The sequence below is a fragment of the Streptomyces sp. NPDC054841 genome (genome assembly GCF_053611045.1).
In genome coordinates this window covers 1-6,330 of the sequence record NZ_JBSGZO010000473.1, presented here as the reverse complement: position 1 = coordinate 6,330, position 6,330 = coordinate 1, and the positions used below count along the sequence as shown (strand labels likewise).

Annotated in this window: 7 protein-coding genes and 1 pseudogene; 1 reads left to right on the top strand and 7 read right to left on the bottom strand. The window is 72.1% G+C overall.

Translation table 11 applies throughout. From position 1 onward, the window contains the following. Positions 1 to 490, bottom strand: a pseudogene (locus ACWGI8_RS36950) (hypothetical protein); the annotation flags it as partial. Beyond that, entirely contained in the window at positions 487 to 1,476 is a 990-nt protein-coding gene (locus ACWGI8_RS36945) for an SPFH domain-containing protein (protein WP_453667812.1), read from the bottom strand. The gene ACWGI8_RS36945 and the pseudogene ACWGI8_RS36950, both read right to left, overlap by 4 nt. A gap of 118 nt (positions 1,477 to 1,594) precedes the next feature. Here ACWGI8_RS36945 and ACWGI8_RS36940 point away from each other — a divergent pair, with 118 nt between their 5' ends. Beyond that, the gene (locus ACWGI8_RS36940; RefSeq protein ID WP_453667811.1) at positions 1,595 to 1,972 is read left to right on the top strand and encodes a DUF488 domain-containing protein; all 378 of its coding nucleotides are present in this window, start codon (positions 1,595 to 1,597) and stop codon (positions 1,970 to 1,972) included. Here ACWGI8_RS36940 and ACWGI8_RS36935 read toward each other — a convergent pair. The 5 genes from ACWGI8_RS36935 to ACWGI8_RS36915 all read right to left on the bottom strand — a co-directional run bounded on the left by ACWGI8_RS36935 (position 1,951) and on the right by ACWGI8_RS36915 (position 6,232). Beyond that, positions 1,951 to 2,802, bottom strand: coding sequence for an amidohydrolase family protein (locus ACWGI8_RS36935; protein WP_453667810.1), 852 nt, complete (start codon positions 2,800 to 2,802; stop codon positions 1,951 to 1,953). The two genes, ACWGI8_RS36940 and ACWGI8_RS36935, sit on opposite strands and share 22 nt — an antisense overlap. A gap of 5 nt (positions 2,803 to 2,807) precedes the next feature. Beyond that, positions 2,808 to 3,119 (bottom strand): L-rhamnose mutarotase, encoded by a 312-nt coding sequence (locus tag ACWGI8_RS36930; RefSeq protein ID WP_453667809.1) that lies wholly within the window; start codon positions 3,117 to 3,119, stop codon positions 2,808 to 2,810. Beyond that, positions 3,116 to 4,096, bottom strand: coding sequence for an aldo/keto reductase (locus ACWGI8_RS36925; protein WP_453667808.1), 981 nt, complete (start codon positions 4,094 to 4,096; stop codon positions 3,116 to 3,118). Before ACWGI8_RS36925 ends, ACWGI8_RS36930 begins: the two co-directional genes overlap by 4 nt. A gap of 130 nt (positions 4,097 to 4,226) precedes the next feature. Further along, on the bottom strand, positions 4,227 to 5,198 hold the full coding sequence (locus ACWGI8_RS36920) for an SDR family NAD(P)-dependent oxidoreductase (RefSeq protein ID WP_453667807.1): 972 nt from the start codon (positions 5,196 to 5,198) through the stop codon (positions 4,227 to 4,229). Positions 5,199 to 5,245: 47 nt separating this feature from the next. Next, positions 5,246 to 6,232 carry an aldo/keto reductase gene (locus ACWGI8_RS36915; RefSeq protein WP_453667806.1) on the bottom strand — a complete coding sequence of 329 codons (987 nt, stop codon included), beginning with the start codon at positions 6,230 to 6,232 and terminating at the stop codon, positions 5,246 to 5,248. Positions 6,233 to 6,330: the final 98 nt, after the last annotated feature.

Here is a 6,330-nt window from a genome sequence, read left to right as displayed (position 1 = left end):
CGTTGAGCGCGAGCAGCCGCTGGGTGTCGTCGGCGACGGCCTCCACCATGGTGAGTTCGTCGGCCGCGGCGCCGCGGCCGACCGCGGCCCGCAGCAGCCGGGCCGCGTCCGCCGCCCGGTGCCGTACGAGGACACCGAGGCCCCGGCCGGGGTCGGTGTCGATCCCCACCACAGGCTGGCCCGAGAGGTACTTCGCGGTGTTGGCGACGAGCCCGTCCTGGCCCACCACGACCACCACGTCCTCGGGCGCGAAGAGAAACCGGTCGAGGTCGCCGCGCTCCGCCCGGGCCTGCCGCCACTGCACCGGCACGGCCGCCGCCACGTCCGCGAGCACCCGCCGGGCGCGGTGGTGCCGCTCCGCCACCTCCCGGATGCTCCGGCCGCGCGAGGACAGGAAGAACTCGGCCTGGCCATGGGTGCCGTGCCGGGCGAGCAGCTCCTCGTACTCGGTGGTGCGGTGCACGAGCACCGCACGCGGGGCGAGACTCATCCCAGCCTCGCGAGGAGCCCGGTGAGGACATCGGGCGAGAGGGTGACGCTGTCCACGCGCGGCAGGTTCTCGGCGAGCCGGGTCACGGCCAGTGCGTGCAGGGTCGCCGGGTCCACCTCGGCGTGCACACGCAGCCAGGCCGCCTGGGCCTCGGCCCGCGCCTTGCCGACCTCGCGTGCCGCCGTCGCCTCGGCCTCGGCCAGCCGTACCTGGCGGGCGGCTTCCGCCTGCGCGCGTACGGCGTCGGCCGCGGCGCTCTCCTCGGCCTCGCGCCGGGCGTTGGTGCCCTTCTGCTCGACCAACTGCTCTTCCCTGCGGGCCAGTTCGATCCTGCTGGCGAGCTCGTTCTCGGCGATGGCCCGTTCGCGTTCGACGGCGACGGCCCGCCGTTCGTAGGTCGCGCGGTCGGCCTCCTGCTGAATCTGCTCGCGCGCGGGGGTGCGCAGGGCCCGCTCGACCTCGGGCTCGGGCCGCAGGGCGATCACGCGTACGGCCACCACCTCGATCCCGGTGGCGGCCAGTCGCGGCTCCTCGCCCAGCCCGCCGGAGATCCGCTCCCGTACCGCGGCGACGCCGTCGACCAGGGCCGCCGACAGCGGCGTACGGGCCAGGACGTCGAGCGCGTGCTGCTGGGCGGTCTCGGTGAGCAGGGTGGAGATCTGCTCCAGCGGGGCGCCGCGCCAGACGCCGGTGTCGGGATCGACGGAGAAGTCCAGCCGGGCGGCGGCGGTGGCCGGTTCGCTGATCCGGTACGTCACGGTCGCCTGCACCGAGACGTCCTGGAAGTCGGACGTCCGGGCGTGGAACGTCATGGCCAGCTCCCGGTCGTCGACCGGTACTTCGGAGAGTGCGGCGGTCAGGGCGCGGAACCAGAAGCTGAGGCCGGGTCCGTCATGGGCGAGCCGGCCGCGCCGGTGGTGGCGGACGTGGACGGTGGGAGCGGAGCGGAGATGGCGCCATCCGAAGCGCCTGGTGATGTCGGCCATGAGGAAACCCCCTGTTTTCGTCACTGCGACGATATCGGGGTAGCTGCTTATCGTCAATACGACGAAATGAGAAGACGTCGCGCTTGCGCCGCACGGCGGTCCGCATCAGGCTGACGGCATGGTCACCATCACCGTGCGCAGGGTCTACGACGAGCCGGAACCGGACGACGGCACGCGCGTCCTCGTCGACCGGCTCTGGCCCAGAGGAGTCTCCAAGGAGCGGGCGGCCGTCGACGAGTGGCTCAAGGAGGTCGCTCCGTCCAACGAGTTGCGGAACTGGTACCACAAGGACTCCTCGCGCTACGAGGAGTTCGACGCCCGCTACCGGCAGGAGCTGGAACACGGGCCGGCGGCCAAGGCCCTGGACCACCTGCTCGGCCTCGCCCACGGCGGGCCGGTCACCCTCGTCACCTCGGTGAAGAGCATCGAGGGCAGCCATGTCCCGACCCTTGTCGGCCTCCTGGAACAGGCAGGTCAGCCGCCGGCGAGTCCGTAGACGCGGTCGGCGGTCCCCGCGAACACCAGGGCCCGCTCCTCCTCGCTCAGCTCCTGCGTCAACGTGCGCGCCGTGGCCAGCACCCCGGCGTACGAGGACGCCAGCCGGCACACCGGCCAGTCGGAGCCGTGCATCAGCCGGCCGGGGCCGAAGGCGTCCAGGACCGTCCGCGCGTACGGCCGCAGATCGTCCACCGTCCACTCCCGGTGGTCCGCCTCCGTCACCATCCCGGACAGCTTGCACACGGTGTTGGGCAGCGCCGCCAGCTCCCGGACCGAGGAGGCCCACGGCTCCGGCTCGCCACGCGCGACCGGCGGCTTGCCCAGATGGTCGAGGGCGAACGTCAGCCCGGGGTGCGCGGCAGCCGCCTGCGCCGCGGCCTTCAACTGGTGGGGCAGGATCACCAGGTCGTACACGAGCCCGGCCGCCGCGACCGCGGACAGCCCGCGCCGGACGTCGTCCCGCAGCAGCCACTCGGGATCCGGCTCGCCCTGAACCTGATGACGGATGCCGACGAGCCGCTCGCCGCCCGGCAGTTCACGCAGCGCGGCCAGGGCGTCCGCCGCACCGGGCGCGGTGAGATCCGTCCAGCCCACCACGCCCGCGACGAGATCGCTGCCGTCGGCGAGCGCGAGGAACTCCGGGGTCTCCTCCGGCACCGTGACCGTCTGCACGAGCACGGTCGCGTGCACCCCGGCCGCGGCCGCCTCGGAACGCAGCTCCGGAAGGAGGAAGTCACGCCGGATCGGGGCGAGTTCAGGACCGGTGATCCAGTCCTGATCGCGTACGGACAGATCCCAGAGATGGTGGTGGGCGTCGACGATCCGCACCGCGCTCAGAGCTCCCGGACGACGGGGAGCCCGGCCCCGGCGCCCTCGGCGGAGTAGTCGTGCACGACATCGAGCAGCTCGGCCATCCGTGCCTGCCAGGCGATGTTCACCGGGAGGCCCTCCAGCTCCGCCAGCAGCCGGGCGTAGTCGGCGCATTCGATGAGATGGAACAGCTCGGTACCGCTGCGCCAGATCGTCCAGGAGGTGGCGCCGGCGGCGCGGATCGCCTCGCGCAGCTCGTCCGGCACCTCGCGGTGCGCGGCCTCGTACGCGGTGATCGCCTCGGCACGGACCCTGGTGTGCAGCGCGACCCTCATGACGGCTCCACCAGCCCCTCCTCCTCCAGTTCGGCCCACAGTGCCTCGGGTACGGGCACGGCCAGCATGGCCGCCGCGTCCTCGATCTCGTCCGGGGAACGCGCCCCCACCAGCACACTCGCCACCGCCGGATGCCGCAGCGGGAAGCGCAGTGCCGCCGCCCGCAGCGGTACGCCGTGCCGCTCGGCCACGGCCTTGATGCGCAGCGCCCGGTCCAGGACGGCCCGGTCGGCGGCCCGGTAGTCGTACGTCGCCCCCGGCTTCGGATCCGCCAGCAGACCGGAGTTGAACACTCCGCCGATCACGACGCTCCGGCCGCGCGCCGCCGCCTCCGGCAGCAGCTCCCGCGCGGCCCGCTGATCGAGCAGCGTGAACCGGCCCGCGCACAGCACCGCGTCGGCATCCGTGTCACGGAGGAAGCGGGTGAGCATCTCCGCCTGGTTCATGCCCGCGCCGATCGCCCGTACCGTCCCCTCCGCGCGCAGCCGTTCCAGCGCCGGATACGCCTCGCGGATGGCCTGCTCGCCGTGCTCGTCCAGGTCATGGAGATAGACGATGTCGATCCGGTCCAGGCCGAGCCGCTCCAGGCTGTCCTCGATGCTGCGGCGCACACCGTCCGCGCTGAAGTCCCAGCGGCGGCGGTGTGTCGCCGGCACCGCGAAGCCGTTGCCGAGGTCGTCTCCCACCGAACCGCCGGCGCTCCGGTCCGCGGGCTCCAGAAGCCGCCCCGCCTTGGTGGAGAGCGTGAACGCGTCCCGGGGGCGGCCGCGCAGCGCCGCCCCGAGCCGCCGCTCGGACAGGCCGAGCCCGTAGTGCGGAGCGGTGTCGAAATAACGGACGCCCACGTCCCAGGCGGCGCCGACGGCGGCCGCCGCCGTCTCCTCCGGAACGGCGGAGTACAGATTGCCGATACCGGCAGCCCCGAAGGACAGTTCGGTCACCGGACACCCGCTGCGCCCCAGTGCGGTGCTGAGCATCGTGTCATCGCCCCCTGATCTCCGCGCCGCCGCATATTTATCAGATGTATGGGCGTCAGCAATACCCTTCTGTCCGGGTTTTCGGAGACGAGGGCGGCGATTGATCGGATGACACCGTCACCGTGATGAGTCAGCCGGCAGCCGCGAACGCGTCGACTCCGGTGAGCTCGGCCGAGAGCCTCCACAGGCGCGCCGCGCGCTCCGGATCCGTTGCGTAGGCACGTACGCCGATGGTCAGCTCGCCCGTACCCCCGGTGGTCGTCTCCGCGATGTCGCAGTCCTCGCAGTAGACGCCGCCCATGCCGGCCAGCTGCGGGGAGGTGGCCGCCCAGACCTGTGTCGCCGCACCCTGCTCGGGCGTCTTGAACGAGGGGCTCAGCAGCTTGCCGTCCTCGTCGATCCAACCGGCGGCGACCATCTCCTCCGTGGCGAGGTGACGCACCAGCTCGGTCATGATTTCGCCGGGGTGGACGGCGAACGCCCGGACTCCGGCGTCCTTGCCGAGCGCATCGAGGTGTACGGCGAACAGCACATTGGCCGTCTTCGCCTGGCCGTACGCCTGCCACTTGTCGTAGCCGTGCGCGAACTGCAGGTCGTCCCAGCGGATGTCCGAGAGTTGATGGCCCCTTGAGGACACCGAGACGACGCGCCCGCCGCCGCGCGCGATCGCCGGCCAGAGCCGGTTGACAAGCGCGTAGTGGCCGAGGTGGTTGGTCGCGAACTGCCCTTCCCAGCCCGGTCCGACGCGGGTCTCGGGGCTGGCCATGACACCGGCATTGTTGATCATCATGTCGACGCCGCGGCCGGAGGCGAGGAAGCGCTCGGCGAAATCGCGGACGCTGTGCGGATCGGTGAGGTCCAGTTCGTCGATCTCCACACCGTCGATGCCCGCGACCGCCTCCTCGGCGGCCGGGCGCCGTCGTGCGGGTACGACGACACGGGCGCCGGCGCCGGCCAGCGCCCGTGTCGTCTCCAGCCCGAGACCCGAATAGCCGCCCGTGACGATCGCGAGCCGTCCGGTGAGGTCGATCCCGTGCAGAACGTCCTGTGTGGTGCTCCGGGCACCGAAGCCCGAGCCGATCCTGTGCTGTGCAGTGGTCATGCTTCGAAACTACGCATTGGAGAGCACTCCAGGGCAAACCGCGTCCGTCAGCACGCCTCGTCGAGCCGGGCGCGCTGGTCCGCCGTCAGGTCCAGGTCCACCGCGGCCAGGCTCTCGTCCAACTGGGCCGCCGACGACGCGCCGACCAGTGGGATCACCGGAATCTCGCCGCCGATCAGCCAGGACAGGACGACCTGGTTCGGCGTCGCGCCGGTCTCCTTGGACACGGCCCGCAGGGCTTCCAGACGGGCGGGAGTGCCCGCGTGGTCGAGACCCGGGTCGAGGGGCTTGTCGTCGCGGACGTAGGCGCCGCCGAGCAGCGGGGAGTAGGCGACCAGCGCGAGCGAGGGCTCCGCGCGGACATAGCTCAGCAGGTCTCCCGCGACGACGCCCAGCTCCCCGTCCGGCGAGCGCAGCGTCGGCAGGTCGGTACGGCGGCGCAGATAGCTGTGGTGGTACTGGAGGACTTCGTAGCCGGGCAGCCCCGCCGACGCGGCCAGGGACCGCGCCCGCTCCACCCGCCACGCCCAGTGGTTGCTCACGCCCAGCAGCCCCACCGTGCCCTCGGCGACCAGCTCCGCGAACGCCTCCACGGTCTCGCGCACCGGTACGTCCCGGTCCTCCACGTGCGCGTACAGCAGGTCCAGCCGGTCCACGCCGAGCCGCTCGCGGCTGCGCTCGGCGGACTCGCGGACGGCCGCGGCCGACAAACCCTCGATGTCGCGGGTGAAGGTGCTGGTGGGCGAGTTGGGCCGGGCCCCGAGCTTGGTGGCGATCGTGATCCCGTCAGCGCTCCCGCGGCTGCGGATCCACCGGCCGAGGAGTTCCTCGCTCTCGCCGCCCTGAGTGCCGTTGACCCAGAACGCGTAGTTGTTCGACGTGTCGATGAACGTGCCGCCGGCCTCGGCGTACCGGTCGAGAATCGCGAACGACGTGGCCTCGTCGGTCACCGTGCCGAACCGCATGGCGCCGAGGCTCAGCACGCTCACCTCCCGCCGGGTCGTCGGGTCCTGGCCGATCGTGCGGTAGCGCATGCGGATTCCCCTCGTGAGCGCTTGTCAGCGCGTGTCGTCGACGACACGAAGCATGGATCTTCGAGCGCGCTCCAAGTCAAGTCCCTCAGGTGTGTGCA

Bases quoted from the DNA above. Each gene is read 5' to 3' on its own strand.
- ACWGI8_RS36930 (WP_453667809.1), bottom strand. From the start codon at position 3,119: ATGAGGGTCGCGCTGCACACCAGGGTCCGTGCCGAGGCGATCACCGCG.
- ACWGI8_RS36915 (WP_453667806.1), bottom strand. From the start codon at position 6,232: ATGCGCTACCGCACGATCGGCCAGGACCCGACGACCCGGCGGGAGGTG.
- ACWGI8_RS36940 (WP_453667811.1), top strand. From the start codon at position 1,595: ATGGTCACCATCACCGTGCGCAGGGTCTACGACGAGCCGGAACCGGAC.
- ACWGI8_RS36920 (WP_453667807.1), bottom strand. From the start codon at position 5,198: ATGACCACTGCACAGCACAGGATCGGCTCGGGCTTCGGTGCCCGGAGC.
- ACWGI8_RS36945 (WP_453667812.1), bottom strand. From the start codon at position 1,476: ATGGCCGACATCACCAGGCGCTTCGGATGGCGCCATCTCCGCTCCGCT.
- ACWGI8_RS36925 (WP_453667808.1), bottom strand. From the start codon at position 4,096: ATGCTCAGCACCGCACTGGGGCGCAGCGGGTGTCCGGTGACCGAACTG.